Origin of the sequence: Microbacterium oryzae (genome assembly GCF_030406385.1) — a bacterium.
Classification (GTDB): Bacteria; Actinomycetota; Actinomycetes; order Actinomycetales; family Microbacteriaceae; genus Microbacterium; species Microbacterium oryzae_A.
The window spans coordinates 521,955-543,411 of the sequence record NZ_JAUEPM010000001.1; the positions used below are offsets into that span (position 1 = coordinate 521,955).

General features: G+C 71.6%; 12 protein-coding genes. 9 read left to right on the forward strand and 3 right to left on the reverse strand.

Features of this window, described 5'->3' with window-relative positions; all coding sequences use genetic code 11:
* Window positions 1–55 precede the first annotated feature (55 nt).
* Window positions 56–1,162 carry a LacI family DNA-binding transcriptional regulator gene (locus QWJ90_RS02675; protein WP_290106046.1) on the reverse strand — a complete coding sequence of 369 codons (1,107 nt, stop codon included), beginning with the start codon at window positions 1,160–1,162 and terminating at the stop codon, window positions 56–58.
* A 106-nt stretch (window positions 1,163–1,268) separates the two neighbouring features.
* Entirely contained in the window at window positions 1,269–2,105 is an 837-nt protein-coding gene (locus QWJ90_RS02680) for an aldo/keto reductase (RefSeq protein WP_290106047.1), read from the reverse strand.
* A 53-nt stretch (window positions 2,106–2,158) separates the two neighbouring features.
* Here QWJ90_RS02680 and QWJ90_RS02685 point away from each other — a divergent pair, with 53 nt between their 5' ends.
* The 6 genes from QWJ90_RS02685 (at window position 2,159) to QWJ90_RS02710 (ending at window position 16,633) form a co-directional block, all read left to right on the forward strand.
* Complete coding sequence (locus tag QWJ90_RS02685; RefSeq protein ID WP_290106048.1) at window positions 2,159–2,842, forward strand: ribonuclease H family protein; 684 nt, start codon at window positions 2,159–2,161, stop codon at window positions 2,840–2,842.
* Between the two features lie 30 nt (window positions 2,843–2,872).
* Entirely contained in the window at window positions 2,873–6,883 is a 4,011-nt protein-coding gene (gene hrpA, locus QWJ90_RS02690; RefSeq protein ID WP_290106049.1) for an ATP-dependent RNA helicase HrpA, read from the forward strand.
* A gap of 196 nt (window positions 6,884–7,079) precedes the next feature.
* A complete protein-coding gene (locus QWJ90_RS02695) occupies window positions 7,080–9,290 on the forward strand; it encodes an NADP-dependent isocitrate dehydrogenase (RefSeq protein ID WP_290106050.1) in 2,211 nt (736 codons plus the stop codon).
* A gap of 107 nt (window positions 9,291–9,397) precedes the next feature.
* A complete protein-coding gene (locus QWJ90_RS02700) occupies window positions 9,398–10,363 on the forward strand; it encodes an acetylxylan esterase (protein ID WP_290106051.1) in 966 nt (321 codons plus the stop codon).
* Window positions 10,364–10,446: 83 nt separating this feature from the next.
* Window positions 10,447–11,451 (forward strand): LacI family DNA-binding transcriptional regulator, encoded by a 1,005-nt coding sequence (locus QWJ90_RS02705; RefSeq protein ID WP_290106053.1) that lies wholly within the window; start codon window positions 10,447–10,449, stop codon window positions 11,449–11,451.
* Window positions 11,452–11,632: 181 nt separating this feature from the next.
* Window positions 11,633–16,633 carry a fibronectin type III domain-containing protein gene (locus QWJ90_RS02710; protein ID WP_290106054.1) on the forward strand — a complete coding sequence of 1,667 codons (5,001 nt, stop codon included), beginning with the start codon at window positions 11,633–11,635 and terminating at the stop codon, window positions 16,631–16,633.
* A gap of 64 nt (window positions 16,634–16,697) precedes the next feature.
* Here the strand turns inward: QWJ90_RS02710 and QWJ90_RS02715 are convergent, their stop codons facing one another.
* Window positions 16,698–17,366 (reverse strand): rhamnogalacturonan acetylesterase, encoded by a 669-nt coding sequence (locus QWJ90_RS02715; protein ID WP_290106055.1) that lies wholly within the window; start codon window positions 17,364–17,366, stop codon window positions 16,698–16,700.
* A 42-nt stretch (window positions 17,367–17,408) separates the two neighbouring features.
* Between QWJ90_RS02715 and QWJ90_RS02720 the strand changes: the two genes are divergently transcribed.
* From QWJ90_RS02720 to QWJ90_RS02730, 3 genes are all read left to right on the forward strand, one after another.
* Window positions 17,409–19,184: an ABC transporter ATP-binding protein gene (locus QWJ90_RS02720; protein ID WP_290106057.1), complete on the forward strand. Its 1,776-nt coding sequence runs from the start codon at window positions 17,409–17,411 to the stop codon at window positions 19,182–19,184.
* A 73-nt stretch (window positions 19,185–19,257) separates the two neighbouring features.
* The gene (locus QWJ90_RS02725) at window positions 19,258–20,397 is read left to right on the forward strand and encodes a Gfo/Idh/MocA family protein (RefSeq protein ID WP_290106058.1); all 1,140 of its coding nucleotides are present in this window, start codon (window positions 19,258–19,260) and stop codon (window positions 20,395–20,397) included.
* Complete coding sequence (locus tag QWJ90_RS02730; protein ID WP_290106059.1) at window positions 20,390–21,319, forward strand: PmoA family protein; 930 nt, start codon at window positions 20,390–20,392, stop codon at window positions 21,317–21,319. The genes QWJ90_RS02725 and QWJ90_RS02730 overlap by 8 nt, the downstream gene beginning before the upstream one ends.
* The last annotated feature ends 138 nt before the right edge of the window (window positions 21,320–21,457 follow it).

Genomic DNA, 21,457 nt, shown 5'->3' on the forward strand with positions numbered 1-21,457 from the left:
TACATTGAGCGGGCGCAAGAGCCGCGTCCTGACCGCGGGCGCTGCGCGCCGGACCTCAGACCCCGCGGTCGGAGCTGTCGCGCAGGAGCACCTCGACGGGGAGGCTCACCGACATCGGCGCGGCCGTGGGCGCCGCCAGTCGGCGGGCCAGCACCTGGATGGCCGCGCGCCCGAGCTCCAGCATCGGCTGGCGGACGGTGGTGAGCGGCGGGCTCGACAGCGCGGCGGCGTCGATGCCGTCGAAGCCCGTGACGACCACGTCGTCGGGGACGCGGACGCGGGCCTCGCGGAACGCGTCCAGGACGCCGAGCGCCATCTGATCGTTCGACGACATGAGCGCAGCGGGCAGGCCCCTCCGGACGAGCTCCTCCCCCACTCGCCGCCCGGACGCTCGGGTGTGGTCGCCGCGCAGCACCTCGACGCGGTCGACGGGGAGGCCCGCCGCGGCGATCGCCTCCCGGAAGCCCTGCCACCGCTGCCCGCCGTCCGGCGAGTCCTCGGGCCCGGCGAGGTAGGCGGGCGCGCGCCCGCTGGTCTGCGCGAGCACGTGGCGGGTGAGCTCGGCCATCGCCTCGGTGTTGCTCACGGTGACGTGATCGTGGCGGTCGCCGACACGGGGGCCCGAGAGCACCACGACGGGCACCCGCCGCGCGAGCCGCTCCAGCGCGTCGTCGGGGATGCTGCTGGCGAGGACGACGAGGCCGTCGACGCGGCCGGCCATGTCCCGCGCGATCGACGCCGCGGGATCTCCGCGCCCCACCCCCACCATGAGCACGAGGCCCCGCCGCCACGCCTCGAGCTCCGCTCCGCGCAGCACCTCGTCCTGGAAGAGCTTCGAGGCGTGCGTGTCTTCGTGCGGCCCCGCCCCGCGCACGACCGTGAACGGCCGTTCCGGCCGGCCGCTGCCCGCGAGCACGTCGAGATCGGCGATCTCGTCGACCGCGTCGAACCCCGGGAAGTACAGGCCGACGACACCGGTCCGGCGCTCCGCGAGCCCGCGCGCGCTGCCGCTGGGGACGTAGCCCAGCTCGGAGACCGCGAGGAGGACGCGGTCTCGCGTCTCCGGCCGCACGGCACCGGGGGTGCGCAGCACGCGCGAGACGGTGGCGATGGAGACGCCGGCGCGGTCGGCGACGTCGTACACGGTGGGCGCCTTCGACACTGACTGCTCCTCCCGCGCGCGCCCGGTGGCCCCGGGCGGTGTCCAGGCTAGCGCGGCGTCTGAAGACGAGCGGGCGCCGCGGCCCGGGAGCCGCGGCGCCTCGCGGTCAGTCGAACTCGAGCGGGTGCGCGCCCACGCGCCCCGACCCGTCGAGGGGATCGATGCCGTCGATGCGGGCGACCTCGTCGTCGGTCAGATCGAAGCCGAAGACGTCGAAGTTCTCCGCCATCCGCTCCTTGCGGTTGGACTTCGGGAACACGATGAAGCCCTTCTGCAGGTGCCAGCGGATGACCGCCTGCGCGGGGGTCACCCCGTGGGCCTCGGCGGCCTCGGTGACCGCGGGGTTCTCGAACAGCGGGTACTTGCCCTGGCCGAGCGGGCCCCACGACTCGATCCGCATGCCGTTCTGCTCGGCCCAGCCCAGCACATCCCGCTGCTGGTAGGCGGGGTGCAGCTCGATCTGGTCGATCGCGGGGACGACGCCCGTGTCCTCGACGATGCGGTCGAGGTGCTCCGGCAGGTGGTTGGAGACGCCGATCGAGCGTGCGAGGCCTGCGTCGCGGATCTCGATGAGCTTCGCCCACGCGTTGGAGTACGCGCCCTGCTTCGGGGCGGGCCAGTGCGTGAGGTAGAGGTCGACGTAGTCCAGACCGAGGCGCTCGAGGCTCTCGCGGATCGCGTCGTGCGGCTCCTCGCCGACCTGGCGGTCGTTCCAGAGCTTCGTGGTGATGAAGAGCTCCTCGCGCGCGATGCCGCTCTTCGCGATCGCCGCGCCGACGCCCTCCTCGTTGCCGTAGATCGCGGCGGTGTCGATGTGCCGATAGCCGACCTCGAGGGCGTCGGTGACCGCCCGCTCCGCCTCGTCGGCGGGCACGCGGAAGACGCCGAAGCCGAGCTGAGGGATGTCATGGCCTGAGTTCAGTCTGATCATGGGAACCGTCATGTCCCCACCCTATTGAGCAGGGAGGGGTCAGGGGCCAGCCGTACGCTGGCGGGATGAGAATCACCGCCGCGGCAGACGGCTCCGCCCTCGGGAACCCCGGCCCCATGGGGTGGGCCTGGTACATCGACGACGAGCGCTGGGCGGCGGGCGGGTCGCCGCACGGCACCAACAACCAGGGTGAGCTGCAGGCGGTGCTCGAGCTGCTGCGGGCGACGGCACCGGCGAACCTGCCGCTGCTCATCGAGTGCGACAGCCGCTACGTGATCGACTCCGTGACGAAGTGGATGCCCGGCTGGAAGCGCAAGGGATGGCGGAAGGCCGACGGCAAGCCCGTGCTGAACCGTGAGATCCTCGAGGCCATCGACGAGGAGATGCAGGGACGCGACGTCGTCTTCTCGTGGGTGAAGGGGCACGCAGGACATCCGCTCAACGAGGCGGCCGACGAGCGCGCGAACGCCGCGGCGCAGGCCTACCAGCGCCGCGCCGAGCCCCGACGCGGACCGGGCTTCCCGTCCACCGCCGCCGGGCCTTCGACCCCTCCCGCGCCGTCTGCGGCCGCCGCACCCGCGCCGTCTGCCACCCCAGCCGGGCTCTGGGACGACGACACCCTGTTCGCCGCCGAGTCGGAGCCGACCGAGCTGCGCGTGCGGCTGGCGCCCGAGGAGCTCGCCCGGTTGCGCTCGCGCGCGAACGCCTGGGGCCTCACGCCCGAGGACGCGCTGCGTCGTCTGATCTGACGCCGCTCGGCCGGTCTAGACTGGAAGGCTATGTCTTCCCCCGCCATCGCCTATCCGGCCGAGCTGCCCGTCAGCGCCGCGCGCGACGAGATCGCCGCGGCCATCCGCGACCATCAGGTCGTCATCGTCGCGGGCGCGACCGGCTCGGGGAAGACCACGCAGCTGCCGAAGATCGCGCTCGAGCTCGGGCGCACGTCGATCGCCCACACCCAGCCCCGCCGGCTCGCCGCGCGCACCATCGCCGAGCGCGTCGCCGAGGAGCTGCAGGTCGAGCTCGGCGGGCTCGTCGGCTACAAGGTCCGCTTCACCGACCAGGTCTCCGACGCGACACGGATCGCGCTCATGACCGACGGCATCCTCCTCAACGAGATCCACCGCGACCGACTCCTGCGTCGGTACGACACGGTCATCGTCGACGAGGCGCACGAGCGGTCGCTCAACGTCGACTTCCTGCTGGGGTACCTCAAGCGCATCCTCCCCGAGCGCCCGGACCTGAAGGTCGTCATCACCTCGGCGACCATCGATCCCGAGTCGTTCGCGAAGCACTTCGCCGAGCCGGATCGCGCGCCCGCGCCGGTGATCGAGGTGTCGGGACGCACGTTCCCCGTCGACATCCGCTATCGCCCCCTCGTGACGGACACGGCGCAGGAGAATCGCGACGCCGCCGACCTCGACGCCCCGGAATCAGGCGGGGCCGAAGCCGCAGGCGACGAGGATCTCCTGCGGGAGGTCCCGGTCGACGAGCGCTCCTACGACGTCGAGGACGACGTCTCGGCCATCGTCGCCGCCCTCCGCGAGCTCGAGCGCGAGGCGCCGGGCGACGTGCTGGTGTTCCTGCCCGGCGAGGCGGAGATCCGCGACGCCGCCGATGCCGTGCGCGGCGCGTTCCGCAGCCAGACCGCTCCGGTCGAGGTGCTGCCGCTGTACGGGCGCCTGAGCTCCGCCGAGCAGCACCGCGTGTTCGAGCGCTCCACGGTCGCCGGGCTGAAGCGCCGGGTGATCCTCGCCACCAACGTCGCCGAGACGTCGCTGACGGTCCCCGGCATCAAGTACGTCGTCGACACCGGCACCGCGCGCATCTCCCGCTACAGCAACCGCGCGAAGGTGCAGCGCCTCCCCATCGAGGCGGTGTCGCAGGCGTCCGCTCAGCAGCGCTCGGGGCGCGCGGGGCGCACCAGCCCGGGCATCGCCATCCGCCTCTACGCGCACGACGACTTCCAGCGTCGGCCGGAGTTCACCGAGCCGGAGATCCTCCGCACCAGCCTCGCCTCGGTGATCCTGCAGATGCTCTCGCTCGGGTTCGGCGACATCTCGGAGTTCCCCTTCCTGACTCCGCCGGACTCCCGCGGCGTGCGCGCGGCGCTCGACCTCCTCGTCGAGCTCGGCGCCGTCCACCCCACCCGCGATGGCGCGCAACCGCGCCTCACCCGCATCGGCCGCGACATCGCCCGCCTGCCGATCGACCCCCGCTTCGCGCGGATGCTCATCGAGGCGCAGCGCACCGGCACCCTGCGCGAGGTGATGGCGATCGTCGCGGGCCTGTCCATCCAGGACGTGCGCGAGCGGCCGGAGGAGCAGCGCGAGCAGGCCGACCAGGCGCACGCGCGCTTCGCCGACCCGACGAGCGACTTCCTCACGCTGCTCGCCCTGTGGGATCACCTCCAGGAGCAGCAGCGGGAGCTCGGCTCGAGCGCGTTCCGGCGCCTGTGCCGCGCGGAGTTCCTCAACTACGTCCGCGTGCGCGAGTGGTTCGACGTGCACCGGCAGCTGCAGTCCCTCACGCGCGGGCTCGGGAAGCGCGAGCGCGGCGAGCGCGCGGAGCGGCACGCGCAGCAGCCGAGCGCCGGCGCGGCCGATCCCGCTGCCGTGCACCGCGCCATCCTCGCGGGCCTGCTGTCGCAGATCGGCATCCTCGACGAGCGCGAGGCGAAGAAGGATGGCCGCGGCCGCGGCGCCGAGTACCGCGGCGCGCGCGGTGTGCGCTTCTCGATCTTCCCCGGGTCGGTGCTGCGCAAGCGCCGACCGCAGGCGGTCATGGCGGCCGAGCTCGTGGAGACCTCGCGCCTGTTCGCCCGCACGGCGGCGACCATCGATCCGGCCTGGGCCGAGGCGCTCGCGGGCGATCTCGCCAAGCGGCAGGTGTCGGAGCCGCACTGGTCGAAGGACTCCGGCGCCGCCATCGCATACGAGAAGGTGACGCTCTACGGCGTCGAGATCGTGCCGCGCCGCCGCATCCAGTTCTCGCGCGTCGACCGGCCCGCCGCGCGCGAGCTGTTCCTGCAGCACGCGCTGGTCGAGGGCGACTGGGATCCGCACGCGCTGCCCCAGCAGGTGACGGCGTTCCTGCGGCAGAACGCGGACCTGCGGCGTCGCCTCGAGCGCCTCGAAGACCGCGAGCGGCGCCGCGACATCCTCGCGGGCGATGAGGCCGTGTACGCCTTCTACGACGCGCGGATCCCCGCCGACGTGTTCGATGTGCGCTCGTTCGAGGCGTGGTGGGCGGAGGCGCTGAAGCGCACGCCCAAGCTCCTCGTCATGCGCGAGGCCGATCTCGTCGACGGCGCGGCCACCGCCGACGCCCGCGACTTCCCCACCCGCTGGACGCAGGGCGACCAGACGCTGAACCTCGCGTATCGGTTCGAGCCGGGCTCCCCCGACGACGGCGTGACCGTGGTGGCGCCGCTCCCCCTCCTCGCGTCGCTGCGAGCGGATGGCTTCGACTGGCAGGTGCCGGGGTTCCGCGACGAGCTGGTGACGGCTCTCCTCAAGGCGCTGCCCAAGGCCATCCGCCGGCACGTCGTGCCCGCGGCGGACTGGGCCGCGCGCTTCTCAGAGGACCTCGCGGGGCGCGGGCCCGAGGACAACGCCGGTCTGCCGTCGGACAGCCTGCTCGACGCGCTCGCCCGCCTCGTGCAGCGCGCGGCGGGCCAGCCCGTGACGTCCGCCGATTTCGATCTCGCGCGCGTGCCCTCACACCTGCGGATGTCGTTCCGCGCGGTGGATGCCCGAGGTCGCGCCATCGCATCGGATCGCGACCTCGCCGCCCTGCAGGCGCGCCTGTCCGAGCGCACGCGCGACAGCGTGGCGCACCAGATCGCCCGGGGCGGGGACGGCGGCGGGCGGCGCCGTCGCGGGGAAGCGTCCGTCGCGGCAGCCTCCGGCATCGCGGCGCCTGCGGGCGGCATCCAGCGGACGGGCCTCGCCGACTGGACGTTCGGCGACCTGCCGCCCGTCGTCGACACGCGCGTCGCGGGCGGCGTGGTCCGCGGCTACCCCGCGCTCGTCGACGAGGGGCAGACCGTGGCCGTCCGCGTCGAGGCGACGCCGGAATCGGCGGAGCGCCTGACCCGCGCCGGCCTGCGGCGGCTGGTGCTGCTGCAGGTGCCGTCGCCGGTGTCGTACGTGCAGCAGCACCTGACCGCGAACGAGAAGCTCGCCCTCGCCGCGTCGCCCTACGCTTCCGCGAAGGCGCTCATCGAGGACTGCCGTGCCGCGGTGGCCGATGCCGTGATGGCGAGGCACGGCGCCGTGCGCGACCGCGCGGCGTTCGAGCGGCTGCGCGACGAGGTGTCACGCGGATCGGTGGAGGACGTGTTCGCGTGCGTGTCGCTCGTCGCGCGCATCCTCACGCTCTCGCGCGAGGTCGAGCGCGCCATGAAGGGCGTGACCTCGATGGCGCTCCTCGGCGCGCTGGGCGACGTGCGAGGGCAGCTCGGCGGGCTGATCTTCCGCGGCTTCGTCCTCGCCACCGGCGTGGAGCGGCTCGCGCACCTCCCCCGCTACCTCGAGGGCGCGCGGATCCGCCTCGAGGCGCTGCCAGACGCCCCGGGCCGTGACCGGGCGTGGATGACCGAGCTCGAGCGCGCGCGAGCCGCCTTCGACGAGGCTGGCGGGACCATCCCGCTGCCGTCGGATGCGCCCCCGCACCTCGTCCGCGCGCGGTGGCTGCTCGAGGAGTTCCGCGTGAGCCTGTTCGCGCAGCGGCTCGGCACCGCCGAAGCGGTCTCCCTCCAGCGGATCACGAAGGCCCTCAAGGGCTGAGCGCCCCTGAGCCGGAGATCCCGCCGGCGCCGGACGGATCTGCCGCAGGGGTCCGGAGCTCGCGGGATCTCCGGCGGAGGGGCCGCCGACGCCCCGCTTTCGCCCCGCCTGGCGGCACCAGGTATCTTGATGTCGAGACAGAATCGTGCCATCCGTCGGACAACCGGCACCCCCACCGTCTGGAGTCGCCTCACTCATGTCAAAGATCATCTACACCCACACCGACGAGGCGCCGCTGCTCGCGACGCACTCGCTGCTGCCGATCATCGCGGGCTTCGCGTCCAAGGCCGGTGTGGAGTTCGAGACGCGCGACATCTCGCTCGCGGGCCGCATCATCGCGCAGTTCCCCGAGCGCCTCACCGAAGAGCAGCGCGTCGGCGACGCGCTCGCCGAGCTCGGCGAGCTGGCCGACGACCCGGCCGCGAACATCATCAAGCTCCCCAACATCTCGGCGTCGACGCCGCAGCTGAAGGCGGCCATCGCGGAGCTGCAGGCGCTCGGCTACGACATTCCCGACTACCCGGACGACCCGCAGAGCGACGACGAGAAGGACGCCGCCGCCCGCTACGACAAGGTCAAGGGCTCGGCGGTCAACCCCGTCCTGCGTCAGGGCAACTCCGACCGTCGCGCTCCCGGCGCGGTGAAGGCGTACGCGAAGGCGCACCCGCACCGCATGGGCGCCTGGTCGGCCGATTCCAAGACCTCGGTCGCGACCATGGGCCACGACGACTTCCGCTCGAACGAGCAGTCCTTCGTCTCCCCCGCGGACGACACGCTCCGCATCGAGCACATCGCAGCGGATGGGGCGGTGACGGTGCTCAAGGAGAAGCTGCCGGTTCTCGAGGGCGAGGTCATCGACGCGACCTTCATGAGCACCAAGGCCCTCGACGCCTTCCTCGCCGACGCGGTCGCGCAGGCGAAGGAGCAGGGCGTGCTCTTCTCCGCCCATCTCAAGGCCACGATGATGAAGGTCTCCGACCCCATCCTCTTCGGCCACGTCGTGCGCGCCTTCTTCGCGCCCGTCTTCGAGCAGTACGGCGCCGACCTCGAGGCCGCCGGCCTCTCCGCGAACAACGGCCTCGGCGGCATCTTCGCGGGCCTCGACCAGCTCGAGAACGGCGCCGAGATCCGCGCAGCGTTCGACCGCGCGCTCGCCGAGGGCCCCGAGCTCGCCATGGTGAACAGCGACAAGGGCATCACGAACCTGCACGTCCCGAGCGACGTCATCGTCGACGCTTCGATGCCGGCGATGATCCGGATCGGCGGCCACATGTGGGGCCCCGACGGCTCCGAGAAGGACACCCTCGCGGTCATCCCCGACTCGTCGTACGCCGGCATCTACCAGGCCACGATCGACGACTGCAAGGCCAACGGCGCCCTCGACCCGACCACCATGGGCTCGGTCCCGAACGTCGGCCTGATGGCGCAGAAGGCCGAGGAGTACGGCTCGCACGACAAGACCTTCGAGATCGCCGCGCCCGGCACCGTCCGCGTCGTGAACGGCGCCGGCTCCGTCGTGCTCTCGCACGAGGTCGAGCAGGGCGACATCTGGCGCGCCTGCCAGACGAAGGACGCGGCCATCCGCGACTGGGTCAAGCTCGCCGTCACCCGCGCGCGCCTGTCGGACACCCCCGCCGTCTTCTGGCTCGACGAGACCCGCGCGCACGACGCGCAGCTGATCGCGAAGGTGAACGCCTACCTGCCCGAGCACGACACGGATGGGCTGGACCTGCGGATCCTCGCGCCGGCGGCGGCGACGACGTTCTCGCTCGAGCGCATCCGCCAGGGCCTGGACACCATCTCGGTCACCGGCAACGTCCTGCGCGACTACAACACCGACCTGTTCCCGATCCTCGAGCTCGGCACGTCGGCGAAGATGCTCTCCATCGTCCCGCTGATGGCCGGCGGCGGCCTCTTCGAGACGGGTGCAGGCGGATCGGCCCCGAAGCACGTGCAGCAGCTCGTCGAGGAGGACTACCTCCGCTGGGACTCGCTGGGCGAGTTCTTCGCCCTCGCGGCGTCGTTCGAGCACCTCGCGCAGACCACCGACAACGCGAAGGCGCAGGTGCTGGCCGACACGCTCGACGCGGCGACCGCGACGTTCCTCGAGCAGGACCGCTCGCCGGGCCGCAAGCTCGGCACGATCGACAACCGCGGCTCGCACTTCTACCTCGCGCTGTACTGGGCACAGGAGCTCGCGCAGCAGACGGCGGACGCCGACCTCGCCGCGGCGTTCGCGCCGCTGGCCGAGACGCTCGTCGCGAGCGAGCAGAAGATCGTCGAGGAGCTCCTCGCCGTACAGGGCAAGCCGGCCGACATCGGCGGCTACTACCGGCCCGATCGCGCGAAGACGGACGCCGTGATGCGCCCGTCGCAGACGCTCAACGCCGCGATCGACGCGCTCTAGCCACCCGCTCGACGATGCCCGGCCCTCACCACGAGGGCCGGGCATCGTCGTCTGCACGCTAGGCTCGCGTCGGCCCTGAACGCTCGCAACGAGGAGGACCGCCGACGATGGCGCACTTCGACCTTCCGCTCGACCAGCTCCGCTCGTATCGGCCGGAGCTCCTCGTCCCCGACGACTTCGACGAGTTCTGGGCGCGGACCCTCGCCGAGTCCCGGGCGGCCGGATGGTCGCCCCGCGTCGAGCGGGTGGACGCCGGACTCTCGCTCGTCGACGTCTTCGACGTGGCCTTCGCGGGCTTCGGCGGTGACGCGATCGCGGCGTGGTGGCAGGTGCCGGCCGGCCAGGAGCCCCGCGCGGTGGTCGTGGAGTCCATCGGATACTCCGGCGGCCGTGGGCACGCGCACGACACCGGCGCCTTCCCGATGGCGGGGATCGCGCGGCTCGTCGTCGACACCCGCGGACAGGGATGGAACCACGGCAGCGGCGGCGGCGCGACGCCCGACCCCTACGGCAGCGGCTCGCACGCGCCCGGCGTGCTCACCCGCGGCATCGAGAGCCCCGAGACCTACTACTACCGGCGCGCGTACACCGACGCCGCGCTCGCGGTGGATGCCACACGCGCCCTCGCACCCGGACTGCCGGTGTTCGTCACGGGCGGCAGCCAGGGCGGCGGGTTGTCCATCGCGGCCGCTGCGCTCGCGGGCGACGTGGCCGGGGCGATGCCCGATGTGCCGTTCCTCTGCGACTTCCCCCGTGCGACCACCCTCATCGACTCGATGCCGTACGCCGAGGTGCGCACCTATCTCGCCGCCCACCGCGAGCGCGTCGACGAGGTGTACCGCACCCTGTCGTACTTCGACGGTGCCGTCCTCGCCTCGCGCGCCACGGCGCCCGCGCTCTTCTCGGTCGCGCTGATGGACACCGTGTGCCCGCCGTCGACGGTCTTCGCGGCGTACAACGCCTGGGCGGGTGAGGACCGGTCGATCGAGGTGTACCCGTTCAATGACCACGAGGGCGGTGGCGGGCACCAGCGGGCCGCCCAGCTGCGGTGGCTGCGCGACCGGCTCGCATGACGCTCTGGCCTCCGCGCGCTGTGGGAGACTGATCTCGTAAAGCGTTTACCCGGCCGCGACGGCCGGCGCTGCGAGGAGGCGGGATGAGGCGAGCGGGTATCCGCGACGTCGCCGACCTCGCGGGCGTCTCCATCAGCTCGGTCTCCAACGCGCTCAACCGGCCCGACGCAGTCAGCGAGCAGCTCCGCACCCGCGTGCGCGCGGCAGCGGATCAGCTCGGCTACGTCCCGCTGCGCGCCGCGCAGCAGCTGCGCGCTGGACGCAGCGGTCTCATCGGCATGACGGTGATCAGCATCGGCAACCCGTTCTTCGCGGAGATGCTCGAGGGCGCCGAGGAGGCGACCTCGGCCGCCGGATACCAGGTCATGCTCGGCAACAGCGACGACAGCGTGCAACGCGAGAGCAGCTACCTCGAGCTGTTCGAGCTCGCCCACGTCGAGGGCGTCATCGTCTCCCCCTTCGGCGATGTCACGCCGGCGCTCAGCCGACTGCGCGCGCAGCAGATCCCGGTCACGCTCGTCGACGGCATCGACGAGCAGGGCCTCACGCCGTCGGTCTCCCTCGACAACGTCCAGGGCGGGCGGATGGCGGTCCGCCACCTCGTCGAGATCGGCCGCCGCCGCCTGGCGTTCGTCGGCGCCCGCGAAGAGGTGCGCCAGACGCGCGACCGGCTGCGCGGGGCCGCATCCTTCGCGGAGCAGGCCGGCGTCCCTCTCGACATCACGATCGGCAGGCGCACCACCCCGCGCCTCGGCAGCGAGATCGGCGCCCGCCTCGCCGCCATGCCCGCCCACGAGCGCCCCGACGCCGTGTTCGCGGCCAATGACCTGCTCGCGTGCGGCATCGTGCACGGGCTCCTCGCCGCCGGACTCCGAGTGCCCGACGACGTCGCCGTCGTCGGGTACGACGACATCCCCTTCGCCTCGATCGCCGCCGTGCCGCTGACCTCCGTGCGGCAGCCCGCGCGCGCGATGGGCCGCCGCGCCGGCGAGATGCTCGTGGCGTTGCTGCGCGGCGAGACGCAGCAGCCGCCGCCGACCGAGGTGTTCTCTGCCGAGCTCGTCGTGCGCGCCTCGACCGTCGGCTGACCTCAAGCGCGCGGCGGCGGCCGTCCGCCGGCTCCGCCACCGCCTACGTCTCCGTCTCCGTCTCCGCACGAAACATGTCAGGCGGCTCTTGACCCGGCCTCGGCATCCCGCTATTTTGCGGGGAAGCGCTTTCCTTGCGCCTCGGTGCAACGTCGCACCTTCCCCCACGATCGGAGCAGATGTGAAGGGCAGAATCCTGCACGCCGGCAGTCCCGCCGACGGACCGGCCAACGGCGAGGGCCGGTGGCTCGCGCGGCCGCTCGCGCTCGCGACGGCGGCGGCCGTCGCCTTCGGATGCCTCGGCGCCGCTGGCGACAGCGCGCATGCCGCCACCCGAGCGCCCGCCGACACCGCAGCGGCGGGCTCGCCGGTGCGCTTCGACTTCGGCCCGGGTGCCGTCGCGGAGGGCTACCTTCCGGTCACGGCCGGCACCGCCTACTCCGCTGAGCGAGGCTACGGCTTCGCCGAGGGCGCCACGGTGACCGACACCGACCGCGGCGGAGACGCCCTTCGCGGCGACTTCGTCACTCCGAGCGACGCGACGTTCGTCGTCGATCTCGAGAACGTCGACTACACGGTGTCCATCGTCGCCGGCGACACCGGTGGGGGCACCGAGATCGCGATCAGGAGCGAGGAGATCGAGAAGGTCCAGACGACCTCGAAGGCTGCCGGTCAGTACCTCGAGATGAACTACGACATCGCGCTCGTCGACGGGCAGCTGTCGTTCGACTTCACCGGCGGCGCCGCGAACATCAACGCGATCGTCATCACGCCCCAGCCAGCACGTGAAGCCGCGGACACGCCCACGGCGTACCTCACCGGCGACTCGACCGTGCAGACCTACGACCCCTACTGGGAGCCCCAGGCCGGGTGGGGCCAGATGATCGACCGCTTCCTCACCGATGACGTCGAGGTGGACAACCAGTCGATCGGCGGCCGCTCGTCACGCACCTTCGTCACGGAGGGGCGGCTCGACGCCGTGCTCCGGTCGGTGCGCCCGGAGGACTACGTGTTCGCGCAGTTCGGGCACAACGACGCCACGGCCTCCGTGCCCGAGCGGTACACGACGCCCGAGCAGTACCAGGGCTACCTGCGCACGTTCGTCGAGGGCACGCGTCAGCGCGGCGGCGTCCCGGTGCTCGTCACTCCGGTGAACCGCCTGGATGTGAACGCCGAGACGGGGGTGTTCAACGAGAGCTTCCCGGAGTACGTGCAGGCGATGAAGGACGTCGCCGCCGAGCTCGACGTGGCGCTCGTGGACCTCTCCGCCTCCAGTCGCGCGTATCTCGACGAGATCGGAGCGGAGGCGGCGAAGTCGGTGTTCCTCTACGCCGAGGCCGGCGTGTACCCGAACCGCCCAGAGGGTGTGCAGGACAACACCCACTTCCAGGAGTACGGGGCGATCCAGATGGCGCGTCTGGTCGCCCTGGACGTCGCCGAACTCGGACTCCCGATCTCGGCGGCGGTCGAGGTGACCGTTCCCGACGCCGTTCCGGTCGCCGTCGGCGGCCTCGTCGTCTCCGAGACCTCCAGCTCGTCGGTCTCCCTCTCGTGGGATGCCACCGAAGGCGCAGACATCTACCGCATCTACCGGAGCCCCGCCGGCGAGGACGCGTTCGCGCTGGCAGCCACCTCCACCATCCCGCAGGCCACCATCGGGGGGCTCGATGAGGGGGGCGTCTACGACTTCCGCGTCAGCGCGGTCAACGGCCGGGGCGAGGGAGCGACGAGCGACGTCGCGACCGCCACAACCCGTGCCGCGACCTACCGCTACGACTTCCAGCCCGCCGGGGCCCCCGTCGGAGACGGCTACACGGAGGTCAACCGCTCCACGATCTACTCGGCCGATCGGGGCTTCGGGCTGCTCGACGCCACCGGGATGATCGACCGCGATCGCGGGGCCGCGGCGGGCGACGAGATCGCGCGCGACTTCGTGGCGTACTTCGGCGGCCGCTACGAGTTCGCCGTCGACGTGCCCAACGGCACCTATTCCGCGACCGCGACCGTCGGCGACTCCCTCGGGACGGTTCGCACCTCCGTGGAGGTGGAGGGTCGCGACTACGGCGGGCTCTCCGTCAGCCGGGGGTCCAGCGAGCAGGTGCTCGACGGCATCACCGTCACCGACGGCCAGCTGAACACCGTGATCACGGGGCAGACCGGACACCTCAACGGGCTCACCCTCACGCCCCTTCTCGTCGCACCCGAGGCCATCCGGCTCGACGACATCGCGTTCGAGGGTGCGAGCGCCTCGACCTCGCTGTCGTGGGATGCTGCGCCGGAGGCGGCGAGCTACCGCGTCTACCGCACCGCTCCGGAAGGGACCGTGCTCGTCGGCGAGACCGAGGGCACGACGATCGTCGACGAGGCGGCGCAGCCGGGATCGAGCGTGACCTACGCGGTCACGACCGTCACCGCCCACGGGGCAGAGTCGGTGCCGTCGATCGGCGTCGACGTGGAGCTCATCGATCCGGAGGTCGCCGCACCGGCGGCGCCGACCGGCTTGGCTCACGGCGACATCCTCAAGAACTCGATCGCCCTCTCCTGGGACGAGAGCGACGACGCGCTGTTCTATCTCGTCAGCCGACAGGAGAAGAACGGCGACTTCGCCGTCATCGGCCGAGCGGACGAGCCGGCGTACCTCGACGAGGACGTCCTCACGACGGTGTCCTACACCTATCGGGTGCAGGCGGTGAACGCGGGCGGTGCGTCCGACCCGTCCGAGCCGGTGTCCACTCCTGCCGTCACGACGCTCGACCGCGCCGCCGAACGGCTCGACCGCGCGCCGGTGGCGGTCGCGCAGGACGACGGCGTGTACGTCGGCTGGCGCCTGCTGGGCGACGACGCGCAGGATGCGGCCTTCCACGTCTACCGCGATGGCGAGCGCATCACGACCGAGCCCATCACCGGCACGACGAATCTGGTCGATCCCGACGGCACGGCCGGCTCGACGTACCGAGTCGCGATCGCGGACGGGGGCGGGCAGGTGTGGGCCACCGACGAGTTCACGCCCTGGGACGGGCAGTCCCTCGACATTCCGCTGAACAAGCCGGCCGATGCGTACACGAAGGACGGTCAGCCGTACTCGTACCGCGCGAACGACGTGTCGGTCGCGGACCTCGACGGCGACGGGCAGCTCGAGTACGTCGTCAAGTGGGACCCGACGAATTCGCAGGACAACTCGAAGGCGGGCTACACCGGGAACGTCTACCTCGACGCCTATGAGCTCGACGGGACTCAGCTGTGGCGCGTCGATCTCGGCGTCAACATCCGGGCCGGCGCACACTACTCGCAGCCGCAGGTCTACGACCTCGACTCCGACGGCCGCGCCGAGGTGGTCGTGAAGACGGCGGACGGCACGAAGGATGGCCAGGGCACGGTGATCGGCGACGCCGGCAAGGACTGGCGCAACTCGTCCGGCTACATCCTCACCGGCCCGGAGTACCTGACGGTCTTCGAAGGCACGACGGGCCGGGCCGTGGACACGATCGACTACGTGCCCGGTCGCGGGGACGTCGGCTCGTGGGGCGACACGTACGGCAACCGCGTGGACCGCTTCCTCTCGGGCGTCGCCTACCTCGACGGCGAGCACCCCAGTGTCGTCTTCTCACGCGGCTACTACACGCGCGCGGTGATCGCCGCCTTCGACTTCGACGGGGAGAGCCTCACCCAGCGGTGGGTCTTCGACTCCTCGGCGAAGGGGAACGGCGACTACGCCGGCCAGGGCAATCACGGGCTCACCATGGCCGACGTCGACGCCGACGGCAAGGACGAGATCGTCTTCGGATCGGCGACGATCGACGACGACGGCACCGGGCTGTACTCCACCGGGCTCGGTCACGGCGACGCTCAGCACGTGAGCGACTTCGATCCGTCTCGCCCCGGGCTCGAGGTGTACTCCGCGCACGAGGACATGGGGGCGTCGGGCAACAGCGGCGCCACCTTCCGCGACGCCGCCACCGGGGAGGTGCTCTGGAGCGTGCCCGCCGAGAAGGACACCGGGCGTGCGGCCATGGCCGACATCGACCCGCGGTACGAGGGCGCCGAAGGGTGGAACATCGGCGGCACGGCGGCGTGGGACTCCCGCGAGGGGACGCTGCGGAACGTCTCCGGCGAGGAGATCTCCACCGCCATCCCCGCCGCGAACTTCGTGGCGCAGTGGGACGGCGACCTCCTGAGTGAGATCGTCGACCACTCGTTCGACACCGACACGCGCACCGGCACACCGGTCGTGTCGAAGTGGGACTACGAGAACGAGCGCGAGGTGCCGATCTTCGAGCCGGAGGGCGTGCTCACGAACAACGACACGAAGGGCAATCCCGCGCTGCAGGCGGATCTGCTCGGCGACTGGCGCGAGGAGCTCGTGTACCGCACGACCGACTCGTCCGCGCTGCGCATCTTCACCACCACCGACCCCACGGAGCACCGCCTGCGCACGCTCCTGTCGGACCCGCAGTACCGGCTGTCGGTGGCATCGCAGCTCACGGGATACAACCAGCCCCCGCACACGAGCTACTACCTCGGCGAGGGCATGGCGACTCCCGCGGCTCCGCGCCTGGCCTACACGACGGAGGCGCCGGCTGCAGAGGTCGTCCCCGGCCCCGCGACGGCCGCGCCCGGAAAGGGTGTCCTGTCCACGACCAGCGGTTGGGCGCACGGGCTGAAGGATGGGAACCACACCGTCACGATGAACCTGTGGCACGGGCAGAACGCTCACACGATCCGGCTGTACGAGAACGGGGAGCTGCTCACCGAGGCCCATCTCGCCGACGCGACGCCGAAGGCTCAGGAGTTCTCCTTCGACGTGAGCGGACGCGCGAACGGGACGTACGAGTACACCTGCGAGCTCGTCAACCAGCACGGCACCACGCCCTGCAAGCCCGTCACGGTCAAGGTGACCGACGCGAACCCCGCCAAGGCCGTGCTCTCGCACGACAACTGGGATCGCGACGGCGGGTACACCGTCACGGCGAACCTGTGGTGGGGCACGAACGCCACGTCGTACCGCCTTTACGAGAACGGTGAGCTCGTCGACGAACAGGAGCTGACCGCGGCGACGCCCGAGGCGCAGTCCGCGTCGACCGAGATCTCCGGACGGGCGTCGGGTGAGTACGTGTACCGCGCTGTGCTGTCGAACGCGGTGGGCGAGACCGAGACGAAGGAGATCACCGTCCGTGTGAAGTGACGAAGCGGGCGGCCCCGGGTCCGGATGTTCGGGACCCGGGGCCGCTCCATTCGCCCTGCGCGACTCAGCTGACGAGCTGCGTCCCGCGCGCGGGCTGGTCGCCGTCGCGCCGCTCGATCGCCCGCAGCGAGCGCGCGACGAAGGCCGCGATCCGCCTGGCGCCGCGCTCGTGGAAGTGGGTGTCGTCGGCGAGGCCGTCGGGCCAGTGCGGGTGCTCGCCGGGGGCGAAGTGGCACAGCAGCGCGACGGACTCCTCAGGGCCGAGGTCCTCGTACAGCCACGTCGTGAACGCGTTGAGGTCGATGAGCGGCACATCGAGCTCGTGCGCGAGGTCTCGCACGGCGTTCGGATAGTCGCCATGCGTCGGAATCACGCGGTCGCCATCGAACCACCGTCGTTCCACTGACGTGCAGAGCACAGGCCGCGCACCTCGATCGCGCACGTCGGCCACCATCGCGCGCAGTCGGCCGGCGAAGCCGCCGCGCGCGTCGAGGTGCGGGCGCTTCTGGTCGTTGTGCCCGAACTGGATGAGCACGGTGTCGCCGGCGGCGATGTCCGGCAGCAGCCCCGGCCACACCTCCCGCAGGCAGTCCTCCGTCGTCGAGCCGCCCTCTGCCCGGTTGTCGACGGGCGCGCCGACGAAGGACGCGAGGTGCGCCCCCCACCCCGACATGGGGTGCTCGACGGGTGGGCAGGCGGCGACGGTCGAGTCGCCGACGAGGCGATACGTCATGTCGAGTTCCTTCCGGGGGCGGGAAGTCCCTAGCATGACACCGTGACCGAGAAAACGCTTCCCCGCCGCCTGCGGCCCGTCCGCATCGACGGGGCGCATCCCACGCGCTCGGTCATCCGGCTCCTCGGGCGGCGCCCCGGGCGGATGGCGGTCGCGGTCGCGGCCTTCACATTCAAGGAGATCCCGATGTGGGCGCTCCCGGTGATCACGGCCGCGATCGTCGACATCGTCGCGGACGACGGCGACATCATGGCGGTGATCGGCTGGTTCGCGCTGGCCGCAGCCCTCCTGCTCCAGAACTATCCGAACCACATCCTCTACACGCGGATGTTCGCGCGCGTCGTGCGCGACACCGGCGCGGAGCTCCGCAACACCCTGGCCGCGCACCTGCAGCACCTGTCGATCGGCTTCCACACCCGTGCGAGCGCCTCGGTCGTGCAGACGAAGGTGGTGCGCGACGTCGAGAACATCGAGGTCATGCTGCAGCAGGTCATGCATCCGCTGCTGTCTGCGACGATGGTGCTCATCGGCGCCATCACGATGACCGCCGTCGTCGTACCCGAGTTCCTCCCCGTCTATCTGCTCGCCGTTCCGGTGGCCGTGCTCATCCGCTGGACGACGGCCCGTCGCATGCGCGCGAGCAACGAGCGGTTCCGACGCGAGGTCGAGGGATTCTCCGCGCGGGTGGGAGAGATGGCCTCGCTCATCCCGATCACCCGCGCGCACGGTCTGGAGGAGACCGCCGTGACCCGCGTGGCCGCCGGCGCCGACGAAGTCCGCCGCGCGGGCTTCGTCCTCGACCTTCTCAACGGACGCATCGCCTCGATGTCCTGGGTCGCCATGCAGCTGCTCGGCGCCGCCTGCCTCGTGCTCGCCGCGATCTTCTCGCTCACGGGGATCGTTCCGATCACGCCGGGAGAGGTCGTCATGCTGTCGTCGTACTTCACCCTCCTCACTCAGGGCCTCACGCAGCTGCTCATGCTCCTGCCTGTCGCCGCCCGCGGCATCGAGTCGGCGCGGTCGATCGCCGAGGTGCTCGAGGAGCCCGACGTCGAGATCAACGAAGGACGCCGACCCGTCTCGACCGTGACGGGGCGGATCGAGCTCGATCGGGTCACGCACCGCTACCCCGAGTCCGCCAGCGACGCCATCTGCGACGTGTCCCTCACGATCCCCGCGGGCGAGACCGTCGCGTTCGTCGGGTCGTCCGGCTCGGGCAAGTCGACCATGCTGAACCTCGTCCTCGGGTTCGTGCGCCCCACATCCGGCCGCATCCTCCTCGACGGGCAGGACACGCGCGAGCTGGACCTGCGCAGCGTCCGCCGCCACGTGTCCGTGGTGCCGCAGGAGTCGGTGCTCTTCGAGGGCACGATCCGCGACAACGTGGCCTACGGTCTCGACGACGCCGACGACGAGCGCGTGCGCGCCGCGCTCCGCGACGCGAACGCCCTGCAGTTCGTCGACGACCTCCCCGACGGGTGGCACACGGTCGTGGGCGAGCGCGGCGCACGGCTCTCGGGCGGGCAACGGCAGCGCATCGCCATCGCGCGTGCGCTCGTGCGCGATCCGCGCATCCTGCTCCTCGACGAGGCGACGAGCGCTCTCGATCCCGAGTCGGAGCAGCTCGTCAAGCAGGCTCTCGACCGCCTGATGGCGGGGCGCACCACCCTCGTCGTCGCGCACCGCCTCTCCACCGTCCGCAGCGCCGACCGCATCATCGTGCTCGAGCGGGGCCGCGTCGTGGAGCAGGGGTCGCACGACGCGCTCCTCGCGCAGGGCGGGCGCTACGCCGAGCTGCATCTCACCCAGGCCCTCTGACCTCCGTGCGATCTGCGGTAGCGTTACGGCAAGCGCTTTCCGTCGCCGCGCCCACCCCATGCAAAGGAGCACCATGCCCATCCGCGTCGCCGTCATCGGAACGGGAGCCATCTCCCGCGGCCAGCACCTCCCGAGCCTCGCCGCCCTGGGCGATCGCGTCGAGGTGGTCGCCGTGGCGGACGTGAACGCGAGCGCCGCCGAGGCCGCCGCGAGCGAGTTCGGCATCCCCGCCTGGTACACCGATCTCGCCGAGCTCCTCGTGGCGGAGAAGCCCGACCTCGTGACCCTCGCCACTCCCCCGATCGCGCACAAGGACGCCGCGATCGCGGCCCTGGATGCCGGGGCGTGGGTGCTGTCGGAGAAGCCGCCGACCCTCTCCCTCGCCGACTACGACGAGATCGCCGCACACGAGGGCGAGAACGGCCCGTTCGCCTCGTACGTCTTCCAGCACCGCTTCGGCAGTGCGGCCGAGCGCCTCCGTGCGCTCATCGCGGACGGTTCACTGGGCCGGCCGCTCGTCGCCCAGTGCGACACCCTCTGGTACCGCACCCCCGACTACTTCGCCGTGCCGTGGCGCGGGAAGTGGGCGACCGAGGGCGGCGGACCCACGATGGGCCACGGCATCCACCAGATGGACACACTGCTCTCGCTCCTCGGCGAGTGGACCGACGTCACGGCCGTCATGTCGACCCTCGCCCGCGATACCGAGACGGAGGACGTCTCCTTCGCCGTCGTGCGGTTCGCTTCCGGCGCGCTCTGCTCGATCTCCAACAGCCTGCTGTCGCCGCGAGAGACGAGCCGCGTGCGCGTGGACTTCGAGCGGGCCACGGTCGAGGTCGAGCACCTCTACGGGTACGACAACTCGCACTGGACGTGGACTCCTGCGCCCGGCGTGGATGCGGAGACGGCCGCGAGCTGGGCGCCCGCGGAGGACGTGCCGAGCTCAACGCACGTGCCGCAGTTCACGCATGTCGTCGACTGCATGGAGCGCGGCGAGCGTCCGCGGGCATCCGGTGACGACGGCCGCCGGGTCATGGAGCTCGCTGCCGGGATGTACAAGTCTGCGCTGACCGGCCGCTCGGTCGCACGCGAGGAGCTCGTGCCCGGCGACGACTTCTACGCTTCGATGGCCGGCGCCGACGCCGAGCGGGCCACCGCGCTCATCCACGCCGGCACCATCAGCTCGGTGCGCGAGGAGGCGGCGGATGCCTGACATCGCCATCGCCCGGTCCGACACCGCGGTCACCGTCTCCGCCGCCGGCGTCGAGGTCGCGCGCTACGTCTACGACGAGGACGCGCCGGCATTCGAGGGACCGAAGCCGTATCTGCACCCGATCCGCACCGTGGGGGGCGCACCGCTCACCGGCTTCCGACCCTGGGACCATCGCTGGCACAAGGGCCTGCAGATGACCCTCACCGATGTCTCCGGCCAGAACTTCTGGGGTGGCAACACCTACGTGCACGGCGAGGGCTACATCCCCCTCGACAATGTCGGCCGCGTCCGACACGACGCGTTCACGACGCTCTCGGACGGCGACGCGGCGGTCGTCGAGGAGGAACTGACCTGGGTGACCCAGGCGGGATCCGAATGGCTGCGCGAGCGGCGCACGCTGCGGTTCCACTCCTTCGACGTCGCGGATGGCCGGTGGGTGCTGGATCTCACGACCACGCTGCGCAACATCTCGGACCAGGATCTCGTCCTCGGGAGTCCGACGACCAACGGGCGCGAGAACGCCGGCTACTCCGGCCTCTTCCTCCGCCTGGCCCGCTCGTTCACCGGCGGCGCCGTCACCGTGCCCGAGGCGGACGGACCCGTGACCCGCATGGGCGCTGCTGCCGACGCCGTGATGGGCTCGGCTGCGCCGTGGCTCGCGCTCTCCGGGCCCCTCGACGAGGTCGACGGCGGCGCCACCGTTCTCGCGTTCGCCGGGCATTCGAGCGGTGAGCCCGACGTGCGGTGGTTCGTCCGGTCGGAGCCGTTCCCCACTCTCGCACCGTCACCCACGTTCTCCGAGACCGTCGTGCTCGCTCCGGGCGATGAGCTCCACCTCTCGCATCGGTTCGCGTTCCTCGATCGCGAACGTGACGCGGAGGAGCTGGCACGACTGGCGGAGGAACTCAGCGCGGGCGTGTGAGCCGACGTCATCCTCGGCAGCTGACAACCTCGGCCCCGCGTCACAGAATGGCAACGACGCGGGCCCCGGCCCGGTCGCCACTTGAGAAACGTTTTTCCCCGCGCTAGAGTCGTGGGCAAGCGTTTTCCCCTGACGCTC